Here is a 23,096-nt window from a genome sequence, read left to right as displayed (position 1 = left end):
CGCCCAGAGCTTTATGTAGGGACCCGACAGCGACATTCGTACGCCACTGTCAGGGGCCGATCCCTCACGCCGAAGACCGGACCGATAGGTTTTCGGTATCCAGACCGCTGTTGAAAGATCGAAAGGGTGATCCGTTGAGCCGCTCGGTTCTCGTCACCGGAGGCAACCGGGGCATCGGCCTCGCCATCGCCCGCGCGTTCGCCGAGTCCGGCGACAAGGTCGCGATCACGTACCGGTCCGGTGAGCCGCCGGCAGCCCTTCTCGAACTGGGCTGCCTCGCCGTCAGGTGCGACATCACCGACGGCGAGCAGGTGGACCAGGCGTACAAGGAGATCGAGGAGACGCACGGTCCGGTGGAGGTCCTGGTGGCGAACGCCGGGGTCACCAAGGACCAGCTCCTGATGCGCATGAGCGAGGACGACTTCACCACCGTCGTCGACACCAACCTGACCGGCACCTTCCGGGTCGTCAAGCGCGCCAACCGCGGCATGCTGCGCGCCAAGAAGGGCCGTGTCGTCCTGATCTCCTCGGTCGTGGGTCTCCTCGGCTCGGCGGGGCAGGCGAACTACGCCGCCTCGAAGGCGGGCCTCGTCGGCTTCGCCCGCTCGCTGGCCCGTGAGCTCGGCTCGCGCAACATCACGTTCAATGTCGTCGCCCCCGGTTTTGTCGACACCGACATGACCGCGGTGCTGACCGAGGAGCAGCGCGCGGGCATCGTGTCCCAGGTGCCGCTGGGCCGCTACGCGCAGCCCGAGGAGATCGCCGCCGCGGTGAAGTTCCTCGCCTCTGACGACGCCTCGTACATCACTGGAGCCGTCATCCCGGTTGACGGCGGATTGGGCATGGGTCACTGACCATGAGCGGAATTCTCGAGGGCAAGCGCATCCTCATCACGGGTGTGCTGATGGAGTCCTCCATCGCCTTCCACGCCGCGAAGCTGGCCCAGGAGCAGGGCGCGGAGATCATCCTCACCGCCTGGCCCCGGCCGACGCTGACCGAGCGCATCGCCAAGAAGCTGCCCGAGCCCGACAAGGTCAAGGTCCTGGAGCTCGACGTCTCCAACGACGAGCACCTGGCGCGCCTGGAGGGCCAGGTGCGCGAGCACCTCGGCGACCGTCTCGACGGCGTCGTCCACTCCATCGGCTTCGCCCCGCAGGACGCGCTCGGCGGCAACTTCCTGAACACGCCGTTCGAGTCGGTGGCCACCGCCATGCACGTCTCGGCCTTCTCGCTGAAGTCCCTGACGATGGCGCTGCTGCCGCTGATGAACGAGGGCGGTTCGGTCGTCGGCCTCACCTTCGACGCCCAGTACGCCTGGCCGCAGTACGACTGGATGGGCCCGACCAAGGCCGCCCTGGAGGCCACCAGCCGCTACATGGCGCGTGACCTGGGCAAGCAGAACATCCGCTGCAACCTGGTCTCGGCCGGCCCGCTCGGCTCGATGGCCGCCAAGTCGATCCCCGGCTTCTCGGAGCTGGCGTCGGTCTGGGACAACCGTTCCCCGCTGGAGTGGGACCTCGCCGACCCGGAGCCGGCCGGCCGTGCCATCGTCGCGCTGCTCTCCGACTGGTTCCCGAAGACGACGGGCGAGATCGTCCACGTCGACGGCGGTCTGCACGCGATCGGCGCCTGAGCGCTCACCCGTTCGGCGTACGGAAGGCCGGGTCGCCCCTGTCAGGGGGCGCCCGGCCTTCGGCGTGTCGGCGGGCCCCCGCCCGAGTCGAGAACTCCGGCGAACCACCCCAGACTGATCAGTGCGTGACATCCGGCTACTGACGGGGAGGAGGTACGGGCATGCGCGCGTCGCCGCACCGCAGGGCCGCCGCTCTCGCCTCGGCCGCCGCACTCCTCGCCGGGCTCGCGATCGCCGCCGAGGTCCGTGCCGAGCCCGCCCCGGCGGACGAGATACCGACTCCGGTGGCCCAGGACGCCGAGAACTTCGGGGCCTCCTGCCGCACGGTCGTCGAGGGCTCCCTCGTCACCGCCCACTGCCAGAACCCGTACCCCACCACCGACCGGGTCCGGCTGCACGTGGAGTGCGAGCGCTGGTGGGACGTGGACACCGACAGCGCGCCCGTCGATGTCGGCCCGGCCGCCTACGCCCAGCTCAGCGGCCGTTGCTGGAAGGAGGTCCGGTCCGCCTGGCTCACGCATCAGCCGGCCGACCCGCCTCCGCTCCTGCCGCCGCCTGTGTCACCGCCGCCTGTGTCACCGGCTCCGGCTTCACCGCCGTCGGCGTCACCGGCTCCTGCTTCACCGCCGCCCGTGTCACCGGCTCCGGCTTCACCTGCTCCGGAGTGAGTGGCCCGGATTCACCGGTCCCAGGTCCCTGAGGCACATGAACGGATAGCTCGCCGCCTCCGCCGCCGCCGTCTCCGCGTCCCCGGACCGGATCGCCTCGACGAGCCGCGCGTGGTCCATGTGGTGCTCCGCCCGCAGCTCCTGCCCCACGTCGTCGCGCAGCCACTGGCGCAGGACGTGGCCGAGGTCGGCGTACAGCTCGGTCATCACCTCGTTGTGCGAGGCGACCACCACCGCGTGGTGGAAGGCGCCGTCCGCGATCACGAACCGCTCGGCGTCGCCCGAGGCCCAGGCCTCCTCGCGGCCCGCGAGCAGGGCGTCCAGCTGCTTCAGGTCCCGGTCGGTGCGCCGCTGCGCCGCGAGCCCGGCGGCCGAGGACTCCAGCGTGGAGCGCAGCTCCGCGATGTGCCGGGGGTCGGAGTCGGCGAACCGGCGGTGCATGACCCCGGCCAGCTCGCTCGTCGCGACCACGTAGGTGCCCGAGCCCTGGCGGATGTCGAGCAGGCCGTTGTGCGCGAGCGCGCGCACCGCCTCGCGCACCGTGTTGCGGGCCACGCCCAGCTGCTCGACCAGCTCCGGTTCGGTCGGGATCCGGGACCCGACCGGCCATTCACCGGAGGTGATCTGGTTCCGCAGCTCGGCGATCACCTGATCGGAGAGCCCGGAACGCCGGGGAGAGCCGAGCGCCATGGAGCACCTTCCTGTAGATCCGGACCGGTCCGGCCGATGCCGGACGAGACCGAAGCCGGACGAGATCCGGATTGGTTCCAGATTGGACAACCAATCATCCCATGATTCTATGATGGCGCCATGCCTGACGAGCCGAACACCCTCACGACCGCCGTACCACCGGCCCGCACCCCGGTCCCCCTGCCCGCCCATGGCCCGGCCGCCACCACCGCGGATTCTCCCGCGCCGGACCGGCCCGCCCTCTGGGTGACCCGGCTCGTCGTCGTCGCACTCGTGCTCGCCGCGCTCAACCTCCGCCCCGCCATCACCAGCCTCGGCTCCCTCCTCGAAGAGGTCCGCGAGGGGCTCCACATGAGCGGCAGCGTGGCCGGCGTCCTCACCTCCGTGCCGCCGCTCTGCTTCGCGATCTTCGGCATCACCGCACCCCGCCTCGCCCGCCGCTTCGGCCCCTCCGCCGTCGTCTGCGCCGGCATGGCGGCGATCTTCGCGGGCCTCGCGATCCGCCCCTTCGCCTCCGGCACCGTCGGCTTCCTCGCCGCGAGCGCCCTCGCCCTCATGGGCATCGCCGTCAGCAACGTCCTCATGCCCGTCATCGTCAAGCGGTACTTCCCCGGCCGCGTCGGCACCATGACCGGGCTCTACTCGATGGCGCTCGCCCTCGGCACCTCCCTCGCCGCCGCCGCGACCGTGCCCATGACCGAGGCGCTCGGCGGCAGTTGGCGCGCAGGACTCGGCCTCTGGGCGGTCCTCGCCGCCCTCGCGGTCCTGCCCTGGATCCCGCTCGTACGCGACCGGGCGAGGTCGGCGACGACCGTCCCGGCGACGGAGCAGGCCAACCGGGGGAGCGCCCCCGCGAGCGCGCCGCTCCGCATCACCCGCAGCCGCACCGCCTGGGCGCTCGGCGCCTTCTTCGGCCTCCAGGCCACCGGCGCGTACATCACCATGGGCTGGATGCCGCAGATCTTCCGCGACGCCGGCGTCCCCGCCGGTACGGCCGGTGTGCTGCTCGCCGTCACCATGGTCATGGGCGTCCCGCTCGCCTTCGTCATCCCCGGTCTCGCGACCCGGCTCAAGACCCAGGGCCCGATCGTCATCGCCCTCGGCCTGTGCGGTCTCGTCGGCTACAGCGGCCTCTACCTCGCCCCTGCGGCCGGAGCGTGGGCCTGGGCGCTGCTCCTCGGCGTCTCCAACTGCGCCTTCCCGCTCGCCCTCACCATGATCGGGCTGCGCTCGCGCACCGGCGCCGGCGTCGTCCGGCTCTCCGCCTTCGCGCAGAGCGTCGGCTACCTCATCTCCATCCCCGGACCGCTGCTCGTCGGCGTCCTCTACCAGCACAGCGGCGGCTGGGGCCTGCCCCTTGCGCTGATGGCCGGGCTGATGATCCCGCAGATGATCATCGGCACCCTCGCCGGACGGGACCGGACCGTCGAGGACGAATGCTGAGATGCGAGACTGTCTCCATGCCAGTGCTCGACCCGAACCCCCAGAACGGCCAGAAGAAGCTCCTGCTCGTGCTCGGCGCGATGCTCGGGATCTCGGTCGTCATCGCCGTCATCGCCACGATCGCCTCGCCGTGATCCCCGACCGCCCGACCCGTGGTGGGGTTAACCCCTCCATCCCCTAGGGGGTGAGTGTCAGGGTGAAGTAGGTGGATCACCGGATGGGCCGGGTGCCCGCCGCTCCGTAGCGTGGAGACAACGCCGCAGTCACCCGCTGCGGACGTCGTCCCGAGCCCCGGAGGCGGCCATGTCGGCCCGTACGCACACCCGGACCCCGTCCCCGTCCGCAGGCGGCGTCGACACCCGGCTGCCCTGGTGGGCGCTGGCCCTGCCCGTCGCCGCGTTCGTGGCGCTCTTCCTGCTCATAGCGGGCGCGGGCGGCGGCCCGGCCGCCGGCGCGGACCCCACGGTCGGCCGTCTCCTGGAGCAGATCCAGCAGTCGCTGCCGCACTGACCGCGCGCGCCCGCGAGGTGGTGACTCCGCGCGCCGCGAGGTGGTGACCGCGCGCGCCCGCGAGCGGGCCAACACCCTGCGCCCGGAGGCCTGTTTCATGGGAAGCTGGAACCCATGAGCGTCGATACACCCCGCAGCATCGTGCTACTCAGGCACGCCAAGGCAGACTGGCCTCAGGTGTCCGACCACGAGCGCCCGCTCGCCGAGCGCGGCCGCACCGATGCCCCCGTCGCCGGCCGCAAGCTCGCCGACACCGGGATCACCTTCGATCTGGCCCTCTGCTCGACCGCCGCCAGGACCCGTGAGACCTGGAAGCTGGCCGTGCAGGAGCTGCCGCACCGCCCCAGGACCGTGTACGAGGAGCGGCTCTACGAGGCCTCGCCCGGCGAGCTGATCGCCGTGCTCAACGAGATCCCCGACGAGGTGCGGTCCCTCCTGGTCATCGGCCACAACCCCGGCATGCACGCGCTCTCCGAGATCCTCGCGGGCCAGGCCGAAGGGGGCGCGCTGGCCCGGATGAACAAGGGCGGCTTCCCGACCTCCGCCTTCTCCGTCCTCTCCGTCCCGGGCTCCTGGAAGTCCGTGGAGCCGGGCGTGGGCACCCTGGTCGACTACTGGGCCCCGCACGACTGAGCCCGTAGCCCCGGCCGGGGCGCAGGACAGGCCGAAGGCCCGGTCACCACTCGGGTGACCGGGCCTTCCGCCGCCGGGACGAGCCCGTCCGTACGAGCCTGTCCGTAGATCTCGTCCGTACGAGCCCGTTCGTACGCGGCACTCAGTGCAGCAGGTCCTCGTCGCCGTCCGCCGCCTCGACCTCTTCGCGGGTGATCCCCAGGAGGTACAGGACGGTGTCGAGGAACGGGACGTTCACCGCCGTGTGGGCGGCCTGCCGCACCACCGGCTTGGCGTTGAAGGCCACCCCGAGCCCGGCCGTGTTCAGCATGTCCAGGTCGTTCGCGCCGTCACCGATCGCCACGGTCTGCGAGAGCGGCACGCCCGCCTCCGCCGCGAACCGGCGCAGCAGCCGCGCCTTGCCCGCCCGGTCCACGATCTCGCCGGTGACCCGGCCGGTCAGCTTCCCGTCCACGACCTCAAGGGTGTTGGCCGAGGCGAAGTCGAGGCCAAGACGCTCCTTGAGGTCGTCCGTGACCTGCGTGAAGCCACCCGACACCACACCGACCTGGTAGCCGAGCCGCTTGAGCGTACGGATCAGGGTCCGGGCGCCGGGCGTCATCCGCACCTCGGCCCTGACCTTGTCCACCACCGAGGCGTCGAGACCCGCAAGGAGGGCCACCCGCGCGTGCAGCGACTGCTCGAAGTCCAGCTCGCCGCGCATCGCCGCCGCGGTGACCTCGGCGACCTGCTCCTCGCAGCCCGCGTGCGCCGCGAAGAGCTCGATCACCTCGTCCTGGATGAGCGTGGAGTCCACGTCCATCACGACAAGGCGCTGGGCGCGGCGGTGCAGCCCGGCCGAGACCACGGCCACGTCCACCCCGATCTCGTGCGCCTGGGTGGCCAGCGCCGTCCGCAGCGGCCCGGTCTCGCAGCCCGAGACGGCGAACTCGACGGCCGTCACCGGGTACTTCGCCAGCCGGAAGATGCGGTCGATGTTGCCGCCGCTCTCGGCGATCCTCGCCGTTATGGCGGCGGTCTGCTCGGCGGTCAGCGGGTGCCCGAGCACGGTGACGTGCGAGCGGCCGACGCCGCGCGGACGGTTGTCACCGGTGCCCGAGATGATCTCGGCCTGGAGCTTGAGCGACTCCGCCCAGCTGTGGACGGTCGCCCGGAGCTCCCCCTGGGAGGCGACGGTCGGCTCGGTGACGAGCGCGCACAGGACGAGGCGGCCGCGGGAGACGACCTGCTCGATGTCCACGACGTCGACGGAGAAGGCGGCGAGGGTGTCGAAGAGTCCGGCGGTGATCCCGGGACGGTCCTTCCCGAAGATCTTGACGAGAAGAGTGGGAACGTCTGAGGTCTGCGATGCGCTCATGGTGCTTCCACCGTATCGGGCACGGCGTGCCACCGGTCACCCCGTCCCGCGTGGCGGACAGATGGCGGTCAGGCGGACGGGCGATACCCCCACGAGCGGGCGATACCGCCAGGACACGAGCGGGTGGTACCGCCAGGCGTGGGGAAGCGCCCTACCCCTGTGCGGGGTCTTCACACCGCCCGACTTTCGGAGTACGGGTCCGGCCTGAAATAGTTCCCCCCGATGTTCGCCATCCCTAAGCCCCCGTCGACGGGGGTACATCGGGGGACAAATAGTGGGGCATGGAGTGCCAGAACTCGTACTGGAATTGAATGGAAGGACCTGGACCCTCGATCCGTCCAGGTCGTACACCCTGGGACGTGATCCGCAGGGCGACCTGGTGATCGACGACGCCAGGGTCTCGTGGCGACACGCCACCATCAGCTGGGGCGGCCGGAGTTGGGTCATCGAGGACCACGGCTCGACCAACGGCACGTTCGTGCAGGGGCAGCGGATCCACCAGATGGAGATCGGCCCCGGCTCCGCGGTGCACCTCGGCAACGCGACCGACGGCCCCCGGCTGAATCTCGCCGCCGGAGCCCAGGCCGCGCAGCAGCCCGCGGCGCACGCCGCCCCGAACGCCCAGCAGGCCGGCGCACAGGCCGACTGGGCGACCCATCAGGCCCCGCCGCAGCAGGCCCAGAACCAGGCGCCGCAGCAGCAGGCCTGGCCGCAGCAGGCTCCGCAGGGGCAGCAGCACCCGCAGCAGCACCTCCCGCACCAGCAGGGTGGCCCCGTCGAGCAGCTCGCGCAGAAGGTCCCCGCCCAGGGCGGCGGCGCCGCGGGGGCGCCACCGGTCTACGGCGACCGCAGCCCCACCACGTTCCACCAGCTCGCCCTCGGCCACGTCATGCGCATCGGTCGCGCGCTCGAGAACGAACTGGTCGTCTCCGACCTCCAGGTCTCGCGCCACCACGCCGAGTTCCACGCGACGCCCGACGGCCGCTTCGAGATCCGTGACCTCGGCTCGCACAACGGCACGTACGTCAACGGTCAGCCGATCGCCAAGGGCGGCTCCGTCCTCATCGGCCCCAACGACATCGTCGGTGTCGGTCACTCGACCTTCCGCATGGTCGGCGGCCAGCTCGAGGAGTTCGTCGACACCGGCGAGGTCTCCTTCTCGGCCCGCCACCTCACCGTCACGGTCGACGGCGGCAAGCAGATCCTCAAGGACGTCACCTTCGGCGTCCCCGAGAAGTCGCTCATCGGTGTCATCGGCCCGTCCGGCTCCGGCAAGTCGACCCTGCTCAAGGCGCTCACCGGCTACCGCCCGGCCAACGAGGGCGACGTCCTCTACGACAACCGGAGCCTCTACAAGCAGTTCGCCGAGCTGCGCCAGCGCATCGGTCTGGTCCCGCAGGACGACATCCTGCACAAGGAGCTGACCGTCCAGAAGGCGCTGCGCTACGCGGCCAAGCTCCGCTTCCCCGGCGACACCGCCGAGGCCGAGCGCGAGGCCCGCATCGACGAGGTGCTGCGCGAGCTGAAGCTCGACATCCACAAGGAGAAGAAGGTCACCTCCCTCTCCGGTGGCCAGCGCAAGCGTGTCTCCGTGGCCCTGGAGCTCCTCACCAAGCCGTCGCTGATCTTCCTGGACGAGCCGACCTCCGGCCTCGACCCGGGCATGGACCGCGACGTCATGCAGCTGCTCCGCGGCCTCGCCGACGACGGCCGTACGGTCCTCGTCGTCACGCACTCCGTGGCCGAGCTCGGCCTCTGCGACAAGCTGCTCGTGATGGCGCCCGGCGGTTCGGTGGCCTACTTCGGTCCGCCGGAGGAGGCGCTGAACTTCTTCGGCTACTCCACCTGGGCCGACGTCTTCTCCGCCTTCGAGAACTACCGCGACTACGACTGGGCGGGCCGCTGGAAGGGCTCGCAGCACTACCAGATGTACGCCGCGGACATCGACGCCGTCGCCGCCCAGCCCGTCCAGGTGCCGCAGCAGGCTATGGCCAGGCCGCCCAAGCCGCAGGGCTGGGGTTCGCAGCTGTGGACGCTGATCCGCCGGTACTCCTCGGTGATCGCCTCCGACAAGGGCTTCATGGGCCTGATGGTGATCCTGCCGGCCGTCCTCGGCGCGGTCTCGGTCGTCATCCCGGCCGACTTCGGTCTGGGCAAGCCCACCCCGCCCTCCCGCTTCAACGGCGACGCCGGCACGATCATGCTGATCCTCGCGGTCGGCATGTGCTTCAGCGGCGCCGCCAACTCCGTACGAGAACTGATCAAGGAACGGGTCATCTACGAACGTGAGCGGGCCACCGGCCTCTCCCGTTCCGCGTACCTGATGTCCAAGGTCATCGTCCTCGGCGTGATCACCGCCATCCAGGGCGTGATCATCTGCGGCATCGGCTTCGCCACCCGCGAGCTGCCGGAAGAGGGCCTGGTCATGCCGCCGGCCGTCGAGCTCTGCGTCACGATCATCGCGCTCGGCTTCACCTCGATGATGTTCGGCCTGGTCATCTCCTCCCTGGTGAAGACCGCCGAGAAGACCATGCCGCTGCTCGTGATGTTCGCGATCGTCCAGGTCGTGTTCACCGGCATCCTCTTCCAGGTGTACGGCTCGCCCGGCCTGGAGCAGTTCGCCTGGCTGATGCCCTCGCGCTGGGCCATCGCCGCGGCGGGTTCGACCCTCGACCTCGCGCACCTGATGCCGCCGTGGGACCACAAGGACCCGACCAACCTGGACCCGCTGTGGGACCACACGGTCGGTCAGTGGGGCTTCAACCTCACCGTCCTGATCCTCATCGGCGTCGTCTGCGCCTTCGCGGTGGCGCGCCTGCTGCGCCGCCACGAGCCCGAGGTCATGCGCAAGTGACCGGCTGACCGCTGCACCGCCTGACCACAGGCACGCCGAAGGGCGGCACCCCCGTACGGGGGTGCCGCCCTTTCGCTGCTGTTCGGGAGGCCCGGCAGGCCGGCTCAGTACGCGCTGTTGACGTTGTCCATCGAGCCGTAGCGGTCGGCCGCGTAGTTGCAGGCGGCGACGATGTTGGCGACCGGGTCGTACTGGTCGAACTTGGTACCCGCGACGTGGTACGTCTTGAAGGTCGGGTAGATGACCTGGAGCAGGCCCTTCGAGGGGACGCCGTTGATGGCGTTGATGTCCCAGTTGTTGATGGCCCGCGGGTTACCGCTGGACTCCCGCATGATGTTGCGGTGGATGCCCTCGTAGGTGCCCGGGATGTTGTGCTTGTCCATGATGAACAGGGCCTCGCGGATCCAGCCGTCGAGGTTGTTCGCGAAGACCGGCTTGCGGGCCGCGGCGCGGCTCGCGGCCGCCTTCGCGTCGGCGCGCTTCTTCGCCTCGGCCTTCGCCTTGGCCTCGGCCTTCGCCTTCGCGTCGGCCTTGGCCTTCGCGTCGGCCTTCGCCTTGGCAGCGGCGGCGGCCTTGGCCTCGGCGTCCGCCTTGGCCTTGATGCTGATGGCGTTCTGCTGCTCGGTCAGGCTGGTGTGCAGCGCCTTGGCCTGCGGGCTGTTCGCGTCGTAGGCGAGAGCGACCTGCTGGGTGTTGTTCAGCGCCTGGGGCTCGGTCTCAGCGGCAGCGTTGCCGGGGACCAGAGTGACGCCGAGGGCGACGGCGCCAAGGGCGGCGACACCGGCAAGGGAAGCCTTGTGCGTCTTCTTCAGGCGATAGTGGCCAGGAGTGTTCGCGGACATGCAGGACTACCTCTTCGAATCGCAGGGGGTCGCTCAGGCCGGGCGGCGCTGCGCCTGCTCGGCGGCGACGGACGCAATTCTTAGCGGCAGCAAAATCCTGTGGCAAAGGTGTGACGTACGATCCCGGGTAGTGGATCAGGGGCCCGTGCACGGCCCACCCACACCCTCCCGGGACCCGTCCGTACAGTCCCCATCTGCCCGTTTCGGAACCACTAGGGGTCTTCGTAAGTGACCTGGGTCCTATGCGCGGGCTCACATCGGCCACGTAACGAACTCACCAGCCGTTGCTCGCGCAATGCGCTCAGTGAGGGCCCTCCTCCGGGAGGAGGAGATGGACGTCCCCGAACTCGTGCCAGAGGTAGAGCGCGCGTACGGCCTCGGTATAGGCGCGGTCCAGCGCGGGCCGCCCCGCGATCGCCTCCAGCATCAGCAGATGGGAGGCCCGCGGCTCGTGCAGCCCGGTCAGCAGCCCGTCCACCGCGCGCACCCCGCGCGCCGGGGTCACCACCAGGTCCGTCCACCCGGCCGCGGGCCGCACCACGCCCCGCCCGTCCGCCGCCGACTCCAGCGCCCGCACCGCGGTCGTCCCCACCGCGATCGCCCGGCCCCCGCCCGCCCTGGCCGCGTTCACCAGCCGCGCCGTCGCCTCCGGCACCGCGAACCGCTCCGGGTACGGCGGCTCGTGCGCCTCCGCCGAGGCCACCCCCGTATGCAGGGTGAGCGGGGCGAACTGCACCCCCCGGCTCACCAGCTCCGTCACGAGCCGCGCCGTGAAGGGCCGCCCCGCGCTCGGCATCTCCGCGGAGCCCGCGCCGTCGGGGGAGGGCAGCGCGAAGACCGTCTGGTACGCGGACAGCGGCTGGTCCCGCTCCGTGTACCCGTAACGGATCGGCCGCCCGTACCGCGCCAGCAGCGCCGGTACGGCCGTGTCCACCCGCGCCCACCACAGCCGGGCCGCCCCCGGGGCCAGCGGCCCGTCCAGGACGAGACCGGCCCCTCCCGGCAGCCGTACGACCGCCCCCACCGGACCGCCGGGCCGCGGCCGGGTGCTGCCCCGCCCGTCCGGCGCCCTCAGCTCGACCGCCCAGCGGCCGTCCTCCCCACGCGTCGAGAAATGTACGACGACCGGCTCCCCGCCGCCCTCCGCGCCGAGCCGCCCGGTCACCGCGGCCGGCAGCGTCGCACTCGTGTTCACGACGAGCACGTCCCCGGCCCGCAGCCGCCCCGGCAGCTCGCGGAAGGCGTGGTGCGACACCTCCGTGCCCCGCGACACCAGCAGCCGCACATCGTCCCGGCCCCGCCCCGCGCCGCGCTGCTCGGCCGGCACCCGGGCCGACAGCTCCGCGGGCACCCCCAGGCTCTCCAGGACGCTCACCGGCCGCCCTCCGCCCCGAGCACCCCGGCAGCCCCGACGGGCACGAGTTCCGCCGCCGCGTACCGCCCGCTGGCGGGCCGGGCGTCGAGCAGCGCCAGGAACCCCGGCACCACCGACTCCGGAGCCGGCCGGGAGTCCCCGTCGCCGGGGACGGCCGCCGCGTACAGATCCGTCGCCATGTCCCCCGGGTCCACCGCCCACACCCGCAGCCCGGGCTCCTCGACGGCCAGCACCGCCGCCAGCTGGTCGAGCGCCGCCTTCGACGCCCCGTAACCGCCCCACGTCTCGTACGCCTCAGCCGCCGCGTCGGAACTCACCGCCACGACCGTCCCCGCCCCGCTCTCCCGCAGCAGCGGCAACGCCTCCTGTACGAGAGCAAGGGCGGCCACCACGTTGGTCTCCAGGGCCGCCCGCAGGCCGTCCGGCGCCAGCGCCTCAAGACGCACCAACGGCTCGGCCCCCAGCGCGCTCGCGTTGCTCACCAGCAGATCGAGCCCGCCCAGCTCCCGCGCGGCCGCCACCAGCTCCCGGCGGTGCGCCGCGTCGGTCACGTCCCCGGGCAGCGCCACGACCCGCGCCCCACGCGCGCGTGCCGCCGCCGCACTCTCCTGGAGCACCGGACCCGTCCGCGCGTCGAGCACCAGGTCCCAGCCCCGCTCGGCAAGCGCCCACGCCAGCGCCCGCCCAAGACCCTTCGACGCCCCCGTGATGATCGCGACGCTCATGACAGCCATCCCCTCTCGTCCTTCTCGTCCCGCCCTTCTCCGGGCGATGGCTCCAGCCTCCGACCGCCCCACCGGCCGTCGCCTCGGCCGCGGGCCCCGACCGCACAAGGCACTTCGGCCTAGTCCCGTGGTCCTAGGAGAGCGCCGTCTCCGGACGGATACGGACTGTCACAACCCACCGGTACGGTTGATCCATGAGTCACCGACCGAGCTCCGGCCTCGCCGCCGTGAGCACCGCGCTCCTGGAGATGAGCCGCCATCTGGAGGTCCGCGACGTCCTCAAGACGATCGTGGCCTCCGCCCGCGAGCTCCTCGATGCGGAGTACGCGGCGCTGGGCGTCCCGGACGACCACGGCGGCTTCGCCCAGTTCGTCGTGGACGGCGTCAGCGACGAGCAGTGGCGGGCGATCGGCCCGCTGCCCCGCCAGCACGGCATCCTCGCGGCGATGCTCCACAAGGCCGAGCCCGAGCGGCTCGCCGACGTCCGCAAGGACCCCCGCTTCGAGGGCTGGCCGTCCGCCCACCCGGACATGTCCGACTTCCTCGGCCTGCCCATCCAGGACGGCGAGGAGACCATCGGCGCCCTGTTCCTCGCCAACAAGCGCTGCCCCAAGCCGGAGGGCGGCTGCGGCTTCACCGAGCAGGACGAGGAGCTGCTGTCGATCCTCGCCCAGCACGCCGCGATCGCCCTGACCAACGCCCGGCTCTACGAGCGGAGCCGCGAACTCACCATCGCCGAGGAGCGCTCGCGGCTCGCCCACGAGCTGCACGACGCGGTCAGCCAGAAGCTCTTCTCGCTCCGGCTCACCGCCCAGGCCGCCGCCGCCCTCGTCGACCGTGACCCGGTCCGCGCCAAGGGCGAGCTCCAGCAGGTCGCCGTGCTCGCCGCCGAGGCCGCGGACGAGCTGCGCGCCGCCGTCGTCGAGCTGCGCCCCGCCGCGCTCGACGAGGACGGCCTGGTCCACACGCTGCGCACGCAGATCCAGGTCCTGGACCGAGCGCACACCGCCCGGGTCACGTTCGAGAGCTCCGGGGTGCGGGCCCTGCCGGCCGCCCAGGAGGAGGCCATGCTCCGGGTCGCCCAGGAGGCCCTGCACAACGCGCTGCGGCACGGGGAGCCGGAGCGGGTCTGCGTCTCCCTGGTCCGGCACGGCCAGGGCGCCCTGCTCACCGTCGCCGACGACGGCAAGGGCTTCGACCCCCGCACGGTCCGCCGGGCGGGCCGGCACCTCGGCCTGGTCTCCATGCGGGACCGGGCGAGCGGCGCCGGAGGCGCCCTCACCGTGACGTCGGAGCCGGGCCGCGGCACCACGATCGAGATGGAGGTTCCCGGTGGCTGACACCGTCATCCGCGTCCTGCTCGTCGACGACCACCAGGTGGTCCGGCGCGGCCTGCGGACCTTTCTGGAGGTCCAGGACGGCATAGAGGTCGTCGGGGAGGCCTCCGACGGAGCCGAGGGCGTCGCGCGGGCCGAGGAGCTGCGGCCCGACGTGATCCTGATGGACGTCAAGATGCCCGGCATGGACGGCATCGAGGCACTGCGCAAGCTCCGCGAGCTGGCGAACCCGGCGAAGGTCCTGATCGTCACCAGCTTCACCGAGCAGCGCACCGTCGTCCCCGCCCTGCGCGCCGGCGCCTCGGGGTACGTCTACAAGGACGTGGACCCGGACGCCCTGGCCGGCGCGATCCGCTCCGTCCACGCGGGTCATGTGCTGCTCCAGCCGGAGGTGGCGACGGCGCTGCTCTCCCAGGAGGAGGGCCACGGCGGCACGGGGCGCGGAAGCACGCTCACGGAGCGGGAGCAGGAAGTGCTCGGCCTGATCGCCGACGGCCGGTCGAACCGGGAGATCGCCCGGGCGCTGGTCCTCTCGGAGAAGACGGTCAAGACCCATGTCTCGAACATCCTGATGAAGCTCGACCTGGCGGACCGTACGCAGGCCGCGCTGTGGGCGGTACGGCACGGCCTGAGCCGCTGAGCCGCCGAGGCGGATGTGACGGGCGGGGCGGGCGGGGTGAGCGTGATGGGTGTGACGGAAGGGGCACGGGAGGGGTACCTCCGTTCCCATCGTCATACCGTCGGGTGCATGTCCCCCGTTCGGCGCAACCCGGCGGACGCGGGGGCGTTCTCCATGGCGTGCTGCGCCGCCCGGCCGCAGCGAAGACCAGGAGGATCCTGAAGTGAACAACCTGAAGAAGGCCGCTGCCCTCACCCTCGTCGCGGGCGGCATCGTCGCCGCCGGTGCGGGTGTCGCCTCCGCCCACGGCGCGGACGCGGACGGCAAGGCCCTCAACTCGCCGGGCGTCGGCTCCGGCAACCTCGTGCAGGTCCCGGTCCACATCCCGGTGAACGCCACCGGCAACACGGTCAACGTGATCGGCCTGCTCAACCCGGCGTTCGGCAACGGCTCCGTCAACCACTGACGACCCACCGCCCAGCCCGGCCCCGGACGATCCCCCCGGCGGCCGGGCTGCTCCATGTCCGGGCCGCCCCGCTCTCGACGCGGGCGGGGCGACCGAAACCGACCGGCGCACGCACGCTTCCAGGACACCGCCGCCCGGACCCCGCCCGTCGGCGTCGCGCCCCGCCGACCGTGAGGCCCGCTCAGTACCCCCGTCGGCCCCGATCTCGACGAGGCGGCCTCACCGCTCGCGTTCCCGCTCCTCCACGTACGCGTTGTACGCGGCCACCTGCGCCCTCCGGGCCACCCGCTCCACCGGGCGCAACGCCGCCCCCCGCGCCGCCATCTCCGAGGCGCTCACCGCGCCCCCGTGCCCGTGGTCGTACGCCAGGTCGATCAGCAGGCCGATCCGCTGGGCCAGCTCCAGGACCCGTACCGCACGCGCCGGATAGCCCGGGGCCAGCACCTCGCGGCCCGCCTCCGCCCGCGCCCGGTACGCGTCCCGCGCCGCCTCCGCCATCGGGCCCGAGGCCGCCACGTCCAGCTTGGTCAGGACCGCCGTCGCCTCGCGCAGCGCCTCCGCCAGCTCCCGCTCCGCCTCACCGAGCGACGGCACGTCCGCAGGCGGCGCCTCCCGCACGGTCAGGCACCGCCAGACCACCTCGACGTGCACGTCACCCGCCGGACCCGCCTCCGTGACCTCCGGCACCAGGCCGTACGGCGCGCCGAAACCGACCACCGCCTCCTCCGCCTCCAGCGCCCGCGCGTTGAAGTCCGGCGGCCCGCTCAGCCCCAGCGGATGCCCCGGCGCCGGCAGCGCCACCCGCCACCCGGTCACCCCGAGCCGCCGCAGCCGTCCGAGCGCGAGGGTCAGGCCGACCGGCCCCGCCTCGCCCGGCAGTCCCTCCACGCGGTGCACCGCGTCGTCCCCGACAATGGCCAGCGCCGCGTCGTCCGGCGACACCGATCCGGCCAACAGGGCATTGCCCCAAGCGGCCAGCCGTCCTGAGCGTGGTTCCGAAAGCATGCCCCCAGCGTAGGGGCGCCCCACGGCCTCCCCGCGCCGTTACAGGGAAGTATCCGGACCTAAGGACCGGCCCGCTCCGGCAGTGGCGTAGGTTTTCCCTGGACGCCGCGCCCACCGGCGCAAGGCGACGACACGACTCGACCGCAAGGGGAGACAACGCGCTCATGAGCGATGTACTGGAGCTGGTGGACGTATCCGTGGTCCGCGACGGACGGGCTCTGGTGGACGATGTCTCCTGGTCGGTCAAGGAGGGCGAGCGCTGGGTCATCCTCGGCCCCAACGGCGCCGGCAAGACCACCCTCCTCAACATCGCCTCCAGCTACCTCTTCCCCACCAAGGGCTCCGCGAAGATCCTCGACGAGCAGCTCGGCAAGGTCGACGTCTTCGACCTCCGCCCCCGCATCGGCATGGCCGGCATCGCCATGGCCGAGAAGCTCCCCAAGCGCCAGACCGTGCTCGAGACCGTCCTCACCGCCGCGTACGGCATGACCGCCACCTGGCACGAGGACTACGACGCCGTCGACGAGCAGCGCGCCCGCGCCTTCCTCGACCGCCTCGGCATGACCGAGTACCTGGAGCGCAAGTTCGGCACCCTCTCCGAGGGCGAGCGCAAGCGCACCCTGATCGCCCGCGCGATGATGACCGACCCCGAGCTCCTGCTCCTCGACGAGCCCGCCGCCGGTCTCGACCTCGGCGGCCGTGAGGACCTCGTCCGCCGCCTCGGCCGGCTCGCCCGCGACCCGTACGCCCCCTCCATGATCATGGTCACGCACCACGTCGAGGAGATCGCGCCCGGCTTCACCCACGTCCTGATGATCCGTCAGGGCAAGGTGCTCGCCGCGGGACCGATGGAGACCGAGCTCACCTCCCGCAACCTCTCCCTCTGCTTCGGCCTCCCGCTCGTCGTCGAGCGCAACGGCGACCGCTACACCGCCCAGGGCCTGCCGCTGAAGTAGCGGGAATCGCAAGGGAGTCGGAACCCGGGAGCCGAGACCGCACAGCTCTGCGCCCTGTCCGACTCCACCCCGCCGCCCTACCATGACCATGTGGACATCGACGCATGGGTCTGGTGGCTGATCGGCGCCGTGGGACTGGGCATTCCGCTCGTCCTCACCGCGATGCCCGAGTTCGGCATGTTCTCCGTCGGAGCGATCGCCGGAGCCGTGACGGCGGCTCTCGGCTTCGGCATCGTCGCGCAGGTGATCGTCTTCGTGGTCGTCTCCGTCGCGCTGCTCGCCGTGGTCCGCCCGATCGCGGCCAAGCACCGCAGCGGACCACCCCGGCACGCCACCGGCATCGACGCCCTGAAGGGCCGTCAGGCGGTCGTCCTGGAACGGGTCGACGGCGGCGGCGGCCGCATCAAGCTCGCCGGCGAGGTCTGGTCGGCGCGCGCGCTCGACGCCGGTCAGAGCTTCGAACCGGGCGACCAGGTCGACGTCGTCGAGATCGACGGAGCGACCGCCGTGGTCATGTGACCATCGCGTCTCTTGCCCGAACGCCCAACACCACGAGCCGCGTTCTGGGAAACTCGATCATCAGATCACGCAGAACCCGCAGATCACTCGGATCGACTCGGATCGACCCGGCACATCCGGCACAACGCCAGCGAACCGGCAGCGAAGGGCACAGGGAACACGATGTCAGCCATCATCATCGTCCTGATCATTCTGGTGGTGCTTGTCTTCATCGCCCTGATCAAGACGATCCAGGTCATCCCGCAGGCGAGCGCCGCGATCGTCGAGCGCTTCGGCCGCTACACCCGCACGCTCAACGCGGGCCTGAACATCGTCGTCCCGTTCATCGACTCGATCCGCAACCGGATCGACCTCCGTGAGCAGGTCGTCCCCTTCCCGCCCCAGCCGGTGATCACCCAGGACAACCTCGTCGTCAACATCGACACCGTCATCTACTACCAGGTGACCGACGCCCGCGCCGCGACCTACGAGGTCGCCAGCTACATCCAGGCCATCGAGCAGCTCACCGTCACCACCCTGCGCAACATCATCGGCGGCATGGACCTGGAGCGGACCCTCACCTCCCGCGAGGAGATCAACGCCGCCCTGCGCGGCGTCCTCGACGAGGCCACCGGCAAGTGGGGCATCCGCGTCAACCGCGTCGAGCTCAAGGCCATCGAGCCGCCGACCTCCATCCAGGACTCGATGGAGAAGCAGATGCGCGCCGACCGCGACAAGCGCGCCGCGATCCTCACCGCCGAAGGCATCCGCCAGTCCCAGATCCTCACCGCCGAGGGCGAGAAGCAGTCCGCGATCCTCCGCGCCGAGGGCGAGGCCAAGGCCGCCGCCCTGCGCGCCGAGGGCGAGGCCCAGGCCGTCCGTACGGTCTTCGAGGCCATCCACGCCGGCGACCCGGACCAGAAGCTCCTCTCGTACCAGTACCTCCAGATGCTCCCGAAGATCGCCGAGGGCGACGCCAACAAGCTCTGGATCGTGCCCAGCGAGATCGGCGACGCCCTCAAGGGCCTCTCCGGCGCCTTCGGCAACCTCGGCGGTGGCACGCCCGGCTTCAACACCGGAGCGGTGCCGGGCAGCCGTACGGGCAGTGAGACCGAACGCCGCGAAGCGCCCCCGGTTGACTGACACGTACACGTAATCGTGCATGATCGGTGCGAGCCCCTCGACCCCGACGGACGTCAGGGCGGGGAGGCGAGCCACTGATCCTGTAAGGAGATGGCGTTGTCCATCTGGGAAGTCCTGGCAGTCTTCGCGGCCGGCATCGGAGCCGGCACCATCAACACGATCGTCGGATCGGGAACGCTCATCACGTTCCCCGTCCTCCTCCTCACCGGACTCCCTCCGGTGACCGCAACCGTCTCCAACGCCCTCGGCCTCATCCCCGGCTCCATCAGCGGAGCCATCGGCTACCGCGAGGAACTCAAGGGCCAGCGCCGCCGCGTCCTGCGCCTCGGCACCGTCGCCGCGATCGGCGGACTCGGCGGAGCCGTCCTCCTGCTGATGCTCCCGCCCCGGGCGTTCGAGACCATCGTCCCCGTCCTCGTCGCCCTCGCCCTGCTCCTCGTCATCCTCCAGCCCCGGCTCTCCAAGGCCGTCCAGGACCGCCGCGCACGCGACGGCAAGGAGGGCGACCCCGACGGCGGCCCGCTCCTCATGACCGGACTGCTCCTCGCCAGCGTCTACGGCGGCTACTTCACCGCCGCCCAGGGCATCATCTACCTCGCCCTGATGGGCATGCTCCTGGCGGACAGCCTGCAGCGCCTCAATGCCGTCAAGAACGTCCTCGCCGCGATCGTCAACAGCATCGCCGCGCTCTTCTTCCTCTTCGTCGCCGAGTTCGACTGGACCGCCGTCGTCCTCATCGCCGTCGGCTCCGCCATCGGCGGCCAGATCGGCGCCAAGGTCGGCCGCCGCCTCCCGCCCACGGTCCTGCGCGGCGTCATCGTCGCCATCGGCACGGTCGCCATCGTCCAGCTCCTGCTCCGCTGACGACAACGGGCCCGCTCCCACCCAGGGAGACGGGCCCGCACACCACACCCCTACGGGGTCACGCCGCCGAACCGGCCAGCCACTCCGGCAGCTCGGACCGCTCACCGGCCCGCATGGCCAGCAGCATCGCGTCCGCCGGAGTCGGCACGAACGGCTCGTGCAGCAGCGGCATCCCCGCCTGCTCCGGCGTACGGTCGGCCTTGCGGTGGTTGTCCTCGGCGCAGGACGCCACCGTGTTCAGCCAGCTGTCCCCACCACCCTGGGCCCGCGGCACCACGTGGTCCACGGTCGTCGCCCGCCGCCCGCAGTACGCGCACCGGTGCTGGTCCCTGACCAGCACACCCCGCCTCGACCACGGAGCCTGTCTTCGGAACGGCACCCGGACGTAGCGGCAGAGCCTGATGACCCGCGGCACGGGAATGTCGACAGCGGCACCACGCATTCGCAGCTCGGGATGCTCCTGCTCGACGACGGCCTTGTCCTGGAGGACAAGCACCACCGCACGGTTGAGTGTGACCGTCGACAGCGGCTCGAAGCTCGCGTTCAGTACCAGCGTGTCCCGCATTGTGCCCACCTCCCGTGTGCCGGCCCAGCCCCGTTGCGGGGCTCCGGGCTTGGATCAACTGTGGCCGGGCGCGCCGGGTTGGACAACGCAATTACCGTGCAACGAAAGATGCCCGCTTCTGATCTCTCCAAGACCAGAAGCGGGCAAACAACAGACGAACGCTCAACTGCGCCCCACGGGGACGGCTACGCCGGGATCTCGTACTCGCCGATCAGCTGGGCGCGCGCCAGCGCGTGGAACCGCAGATGGAAACCGACCGCCGCGGGCGAGGCGTCGGCGTCCGGACCGAGCTTCTCCCGGTCCACGGCGAACACGGTGAAGACGTACCGGTGCGGACCGTCGCCGGCCGGGGGAGCGGCACCCCCGAAGTCCCGCGAGCCGTAGTCGTTCCGGACGTGCACGGCACCCGCCGGCAGCCCCGGGAACGACCCCGACCCCGCACCGGTCGGCAGCTCGGTGACGGACACCGGGATGTCGAACAGCACCCAGTGCCAGAAACCGCTGCCCGTCGGCGCGTCCGGATCGAAGCAGGTCACGGCGAAGCTCTTCGCCTCCGCCGGGAACCCCTCCCACCGCAGCTGCGGCGAGGTGTTCCCCTCGGCGTACACCTGCGCGTCCTTCAGTACTCCGCCCGGCACGATGTCGTCGCTCACCACGGTGAACGCCGGCACCGGCGGATGGAAGTCATGAGGGAGCGGCGCCCTCTTCCCCTCGGCCACGTCCGTACCTCCGAAATCGCCAGACCTGCTGTACGAGGCCGAGCCTAGAGCCAGTTGCGCTTGCCACCGACGTCGGCGAGCCACTGGTTGAGGTATGCGGCCCAGTCGGTGGTGTGGAAGTCGTTCAGACCGACCTTGAAGGCCCGGAACGAGTCGCTGCTCTCGCTGAAGAGCCCCGGCTTCTTGTCCATCTCCAGGACGACGTCCATCTCGCGGTCGTCCGCGACGAAGCTGACCTCGACCTGGTTGAGCCCGCGGTACTGCTGCGGCGGGAAGAACTCGATCTCCTGGTAGAACGGCAGCTTCTGCCGGGTCCCGCGGATGTGCCCGCGCTCCATGTCCGCGCTCTTGAAGCGGAAGCCCAGCTGGATGAAGGCGTCCAGGATCGCCTGCTGCGCCGGCAGCGGGTGCACGTTGATCGGGTCCAGGTCGCCGGAGTCCACCGCACGGGCGATCTCCAGCTCGGTGGTCACACCGATGTTCATCCCACGCAGCTGCTGTCCCGCGATGGCCGTGACCGGCGTCTCCCAGGGAATCTCGAAACCGAACGGCACCACGTGCACGGCACCGGCCTGCACCGTGAAGGCACCGCCGAGCCGGACCTTCAGGAACTCGATGTCCTGCTTGATCTCCTGGTCGTTGCCCTCGACCTCGACCCGCGCCTGCAGCCCGACGGACAGCCCCTCGATCTGCTGATCGACCGAACCACCCTGGATCCGCACCTCGCCCTGGACCACACCACCGGGAACGACGTTCTCCTCGGTGAGCACCGTCTCCACGGACGCGCCGCCGGCGCCCAGGCTCGCGAGCAGCTTCTTGAATCCCATGAACACTCCCTCTTGGACCTGCTTGGCCTTGACCTCTACATACGCGCGACGACCGTAGCCGGTTCCCCGTACGCTCGGACGCCATGAGCGAGAGCCCCGACCGTACGCCGCTCCCGCGGGCCTTCTTCGACCGACCCGTCCTGGAGGTCGCCCCCGACCTCCTCGGCCGCACTCTCGTCCGTACGTCACCCACAGGGCGCATCGAGCTCCGCCTCACGGAGGTCGAGGCGTACGCCGGTGAGATCGACCCCGGCTCGCACGCCTTCCGCGGCCGCACCGCCCGCAACGCGGTCATGTTCGGCCCACCGGGACACGCGTACGTCTACTTCACCTACGGCATGTGGCACTGCCTCAACCTGGTGTGCGGTCCCGAGGGCCGGGCGAGCGGGGTCCTGCTGCGCGCGGGCCGCGTCCTGACCGGCGTGGAGGAGGCCCGCACCCGACGGCTCTCGGCCCGATACGACACGGAACTCGCCAAAGGCCCCGCCCGCCTGGCAACGGCTCTGGACGTCTCCCTCTCCCTCAACGGCACGGACACCTGCGCCGGCCCGGACTCCCCCCTCTCGCTCCTCACCGGCACCCCACCCGCCCCTGACCAGGTCCGCAACGGCCCCCGCACAGGAGTAGGAGGGGACGGCGCGCCCCACCCCTGGCGCTTCTGGATCGACGAGGACCCGACGGTGAGCCCCTACCGGGCCCACGCGCCACGCAAGAGGTCCTCTTGACCCGACTTGACTCGGGTGCTTCGGACGCCTAACGTAGGCGAGCCGCTTGAAACGGGCAGTGCTTGTTCAAGCACCTCGGAGCGGCCATCCACTACCTACGACGAACCCCAAGGGGTGCGGTTTTCGGCATGCCGAAATCTGTTCCGAAAGGCTCGATTATGAGTCGCCGGGGAATTCGGCTAAAGTAGTGAACACGCCGAAAGGCAAAGGCAGCCAACAGGCCACCGGAAACAAAATCCGAACCGGAAACGGAACGGAAAAGGATCTGGTAAGGTTGGAAACACGAAAGACCGAAGGGAAAAGCCCGGAGGAAAGCCCGAGAGGGTGAGTACAAAGGAAGCGTCCGTTCCTTGAGAACTCAACAGCGTGCCAAAAATCAACGCCAGATTAGTTGATACCCCGTCCATCTTCGGATGGTCGAGGTTCCTTTGAAAAAGTCCACCCTCCGGGGTGGCACACAGCGAGGACGCTGTGAACGACCGGTCCTATTCCGACCGATCGTTCCGCTCTCGTGGTGTTCAACCGGCTGTGCTAGTTCACTGGCCGAGTAAACATTCACGGAGAGTTTGATCCTGGCTCAGGACGAACGCTGGCGGCGTGCTTAACACATGCAAGTCGAACGATGAAGCCCTTCGGGGTGGA

At 70.9% G+C, this 23,096-nt stretch carries 24 protein-coding genes, 1 rRNA gene and 1 pseudogene; 17 read left to right on the top strand and 9 right to left on the bottom strand.

Features of this window, described 5'->3' with window-relative positions; all coding sequences use genetic code 11:
• Positions 1-134 precede the first annotated feature (134 nt).
• From fabG to AB0E14_RS31400, 3 genes and pseudogenes are all read left to right on the top strand, one after another.
• The gene (gene fabG / locus AB0E14_RS31410) at positions 135-854 is read left to right on the top strand and encodes a 3-oxoacyl-[acyl-carrier-protein] reductase (protein WP_362425862.1); all 720 of its coding nucleotides are present in this window, start codon (positions 135-137) and stop codon (positions 852-854) included.
• Between the two features lie 2 nt (positions 855-856).
• A complete protein-coding gene (gene fabI, locus AB0E14_RS31405) occupies positions 857-1,633 on the top strand; it encodes an enoyl-ACP reductase FabI (protein WP_362425859.1) in 777 nt (258 codons plus the stop codon).
• A gap of 161 nt (positions 1,634-1,794) precedes the next feature.
• Positions 1,795-2,157, top strand: a pseudogene (locus AB0E14_RS31400) (hypothetical protein); the annotation flags it as partial.
• A 126-nt stretch (positions 2,158-2,283) separates the two neighbouring features.
• On the opposite strand, the gene AB0E14_RS31395 reads toward AB0E14_RS31400, so the two are convergent.
• Entirely contained in the window at positions 2,284-2,991 is a 708-nt protein-coding gene (locus tag AB0E14_RS31395; protein ID WP_362425856.1) for a FadR/GntR family transcriptional regulator, read from the bottom strand.
• Positions 2,992-3,111: 120 nt separating this feature from the next.
• Between AB0E14_RS31395 and AB0E14_RS31390 the strand changes: the two genes are divergently transcribed.
• The 4 genes from AB0E14_RS31390 to AB0E14_RS31375 all read left to right on the top strand — a co-directional run bounded on the left by AB0E14_RS31390 (position 3,112) and on the right by AB0E14_RS31375 (position 5,577).
• A complete protein-coding gene (locus tag AB0E14_RS31390; protein WP_362425853.1) occupies positions 3,112-4,434 on the top strand; it encodes an MFS transporter in 1,323 nt (440 codons plus the stop codon).
• A gap of 17 nt (positions 4,435-4,451) precedes the next feature.
• Complete coding sequence (locus AB0E14_RS31385; RefSeq protein ID WP_261992078.1) at positions 4,452-4,568, top strand: SGM_5486 family transporter-associated protein; 117 nt, start codon at positions 4,452-4,454, stop codon at positions 4,566-4,568.
• A 169-nt stretch (positions 4,569-4,737) separates the two neighbouring features.
• The gene (locus AB0E14_RS31380; protein ID WP_362425848.1) at positions 4,738-4,944 is read left to right on the top strand and encodes a hypothetical protein; all 207 of its coding nucleotides are present in this window, start codon (positions 4,738-4,740) and stop codon (positions 4,942-4,944) included.
• A gap of 114 nt (positions 4,945-5,058) precedes the next feature.
• Complete coding sequence (locus tag AB0E14_RS31375) at positions 5,059-5,577, top strand: histidine phosphatase family protein (protein ID WP_362425845.1); 519 nt, start codon at positions 5,059-5,061, stop codon at positions 5,575-5,577.
• 142 nt (positions 5,578-5,719) lie between these two features.
• Here the strand turns inward: AB0E14_RS31375 and serB are convergent, their stop codons facing one another.
• Positions 5,720-6,934 (bottom strand): phosphoserine phosphatase SerB, encoded by a 1,215-nt coding sequence (gene serB, locus AB0E14_RS31370; protein ID WP_362425843.1) that lies wholly within the window; start codon positions 6,932-6,934, stop codon positions 5,720-5,722.
• Between the two features lie 274 nt (positions 6,935-7,208).
• Here serB and AB0E14_RS31365 point away from each other — a divergent pair, with 274 nt between their 5' ends.
• The gene (locus AB0E14_RS31365) at positions 7,209-9,788 is read left to right on the top strand and encodes an FHA domain-containing protein (RefSeq protein ID WP_362425841.1); all 2,580 of its coding nucleotides are present in this window, start codon (positions 7,209-7,211) and stop codon (positions 9,786-9,788) included.
• A gap of 104 nt (positions 9,789-9,892) precedes the next feature.
• Here the strand turns inward: AB0E14_RS31365 and AB0E14_RS31360 are convergent, their stop codons facing one another.
• From AB0E14_RS31360 to AB0E14_RS31350, 3 genes are all read right to left on the bottom strand, one after another.
• The gene (locus AB0E14_RS31360) at positions 9,893-10,630 is read right to left on the bottom strand and encodes a transglycosylase SLT domain-containing protein (protein WP_362425838.1); all 738 of its coding nucleotides are present in this window, start codon (positions 10,628-10,630) and stop codon (positions 9,893-9,895) included.
• Between the two features lie 301 nt (positions 10,631-10,931).
• Complete coding sequence (locus AB0E14_RS31355) at positions 10,932-12,005, bottom strand: S-adenosylmethionine:tRNA ribosyltransferase-isomerase (protein WP_362425835.1); 1,074 nt, start codon at positions 12,003-12,005, stop codon at positions 10,932-10,934.
• Positions 12,002-12,730, bottom strand: a complete 729-nt coding sequence (locus AB0E14_RS31350) for an SDR family NAD(P)-dependent oxidoreductase (RefSeq protein WP_362425832.1) — start codon at positions 12,728-12,730, stop codon at positions 12,002-12,004. The genes AB0E14_RS31355 and AB0E14_RS31350 overlap by 4 nt, the downstream gene beginning before the upstream one ends.
• 194 nt (positions 12,731-12,924) lie before the next feature.
• Between AB0E14_RS31350 and AB0E14_RS31345 the strand changes: the two genes are divergently transcribed.
• The 3 genes from AB0E14_RS31345 to AB0E14_RS31335 all read left to right on the top strand — a co-directional run bounded on the left by AB0E14_RS31345 (position 12,925) and on the right by AB0E14_RS31335 (position 15,152).
• Positions 12,925-14,070, top strand: coding sequence for a GAF domain-containing sensor histidine kinase (locus tag AB0E14_RS31345; protein ID WP_362425829.1), 1,146 nt, complete (start codon positions 12,925-12,927; stop codon positions 14,068-14,070).
• Positions 14,063-14,707 carry a response regulator transcription factor gene (locus AB0E14_RS31340; protein WP_362425826.1) on the top strand — a complete coding sequence of 215 codons (645 nt, stop codon included), beginning with the start codon at positions 14,063-14,065 and terminating at the stop codon, positions 14,705-14,707. The genes AB0E14_RS31345 and AB0E14_RS31340 overlap by 8 nt, the downstream gene beginning before the upstream one ends.
• A gap of 202 nt (positions 14,708-14,909) precedes the next feature.
• Positions 14,910-15,152 carry a chaplin gene (locus tag AB0E14_RS31335; RefSeq protein ID WP_362425822.1) on the top strand — a complete coding sequence of 81 codons (243 nt, stop codon included), beginning with the start codon at positions 14,910-14,912 and terminating at the stop codon, positions 15,150-15,152.
• A 219-nt stretch (positions 15,153-15,371) separates the two neighbouring features.
• Here the strand turns inward: AB0E14_RS31335 and AB0E14_RS31330 are convergent, their stop codons facing one another.
• Positions 15,372-16,157: a hypothetical protein gene (locus tag AB0E14_RS31330; RefSeq protein WP_362425819.1), complete on the bottom strand. Its 786-nt coding sequence runs from the start codon at positions 16,155-16,157 to the stop codon at positions 15,372-15,374.
• Between the two features lie 164 nt (positions 16,158-16,321).
• Here AB0E14_RS31330 and AB0E14_RS31325 point away from each other — a divergent pair, with 164 nt between their 5' ends.
• The 4 genes from AB0E14_RS31325 to AB0E14_RS31310 all read left to right on the top strand — a co-directional run bounded on the left by AB0E14_RS31325 (position 16,322) and on the right by AB0E14_RS31310 (position 19,618).
• Positions 16,322-17,113: an ABC transporter ATP-binding protein gene (locus tag AB0E14_RS31325; protein WP_362425816.1), complete on the top strand. Its 792-nt coding sequence runs from the start codon at positions 16,322-16,324 to the stop codon at positions 17,111-17,113.
• 90 nt (positions 17,114-17,203) lie between these two features.
• Positions 17,204-17,632 (top strand): NfeD family protein, encoded by a 429-nt coding sequence (locus AB0E14_RS31320; RefSeq protein WP_362425813.1) that lies wholly within the window; start codon positions 17,204-17,206, stop codon positions 17,630-17,632.
• Between the two features lie 162 nt (positions 17,633-17,794).
• Positions 17,795-18,754, top strand: a complete 960-nt coding sequence (locus AB0E14_RS31315; RefSeq protein ID WP_362425810.1) for an SPFH domain-containing protein — start codon at positions 17,795-17,797, stop codon at positions 18,752-18,754.
• Between the two features lie 96 nt (positions 18,755-18,850).
• Positions 18,851-19,618: a sulfite exporter TauE/SafE family protein gene (locus AB0E14_RS31310; RefSeq protein ID WP_362425807.1), complete on the top strand. Its 768-nt coding sequence runs from the start codon at positions 18,851-18,853 to the stop codon at positions 19,616-19,618.
• A gap of 58 nt (positions 19,619-19,676) precedes the next feature.
• Here the strand turns inward: AB0E14_RS31310 and AB0E14_RS31305 are convergent, their stop codons facing one another.
• The 3 genes from AB0E14_RS31305 to AB0E14_RS31295 all read right to left on the bottom strand — a co-directional run bounded on the left by AB0E14_RS31305 (position 19,677) and on the right by AB0E14_RS31295 (position 21,729).
• On the bottom strand, positions 19,677-20,183 hold the full coding sequence (locus AB0E14_RS31305; RefSeq protein WP_362425804.1) for an HNH endonuclease: 507 nt from the start codon (positions 20,181-20,183) through the stop codon (positions 19,677-19,679).
• Between the two features lie 185 nt (positions 20,184-20,368).
• The gene (locus tag AB0E14_RS31300) at positions 20,369-20,902 is read right to left on the bottom strand and encodes a YbhB/YbcL family Raf kinase inhibitor-like protein (RefSeq protein WP_362425800.1); all 534 of its coding nucleotides are present in this window, start codon (positions 20,900-20,902) and stop codon (positions 20,369-20,371) included.
• A 44-nt stretch (positions 20,903-20,946) separates the two neighbouring features.
• Positions 20,947-21,729, bottom strand: a complete 783-nt coding sequence (locus tag AB0E14_RS31295; RefSeq protein ID WP_362425797.1) for a sporulation protein — start codon at positions 21,727-21,729, stop codon at positions 20,947-20,949.
• An 83-nt stretch (positions 21,730-21,812) separates the two neighbouring features.
• On the opposite strand from AB0E14_RS31295, the gene AB0E14_RS31290 reads away from it, so the two are divergent.
• Positions 21,813-22,454, top strand: a complete 642-nt coding sequence (locus AB0E14_RS31290; RefSeq protein WP_362425794.1) for a DNA-3-methyladenine glycosylase — start codon at positions 21,813-21,815, stop codon at positions 22,452-22,454.
• Between the two features lie 554 nt (positions 22,455-23,008).
• A 16S ribosomal RNA gene (locus tag AB0E14_RS31285) occupies positions 23,009-23,096 on the top strand; the annotation flags it as partial.

The sequence above is a fragment of the Streptomyces sp. NPDC047981 genome (assembly GCF_040653315.1).
Taxonomy (GTDB): domain Bacteria; phylum Actinomycetota; class Actinomycetes; order Streptomycetales; family Streptomycetaceae; genus Streptomyces.
This window is presented reverse-complemented; position numbering and strand designations above follow the sequence as displayed.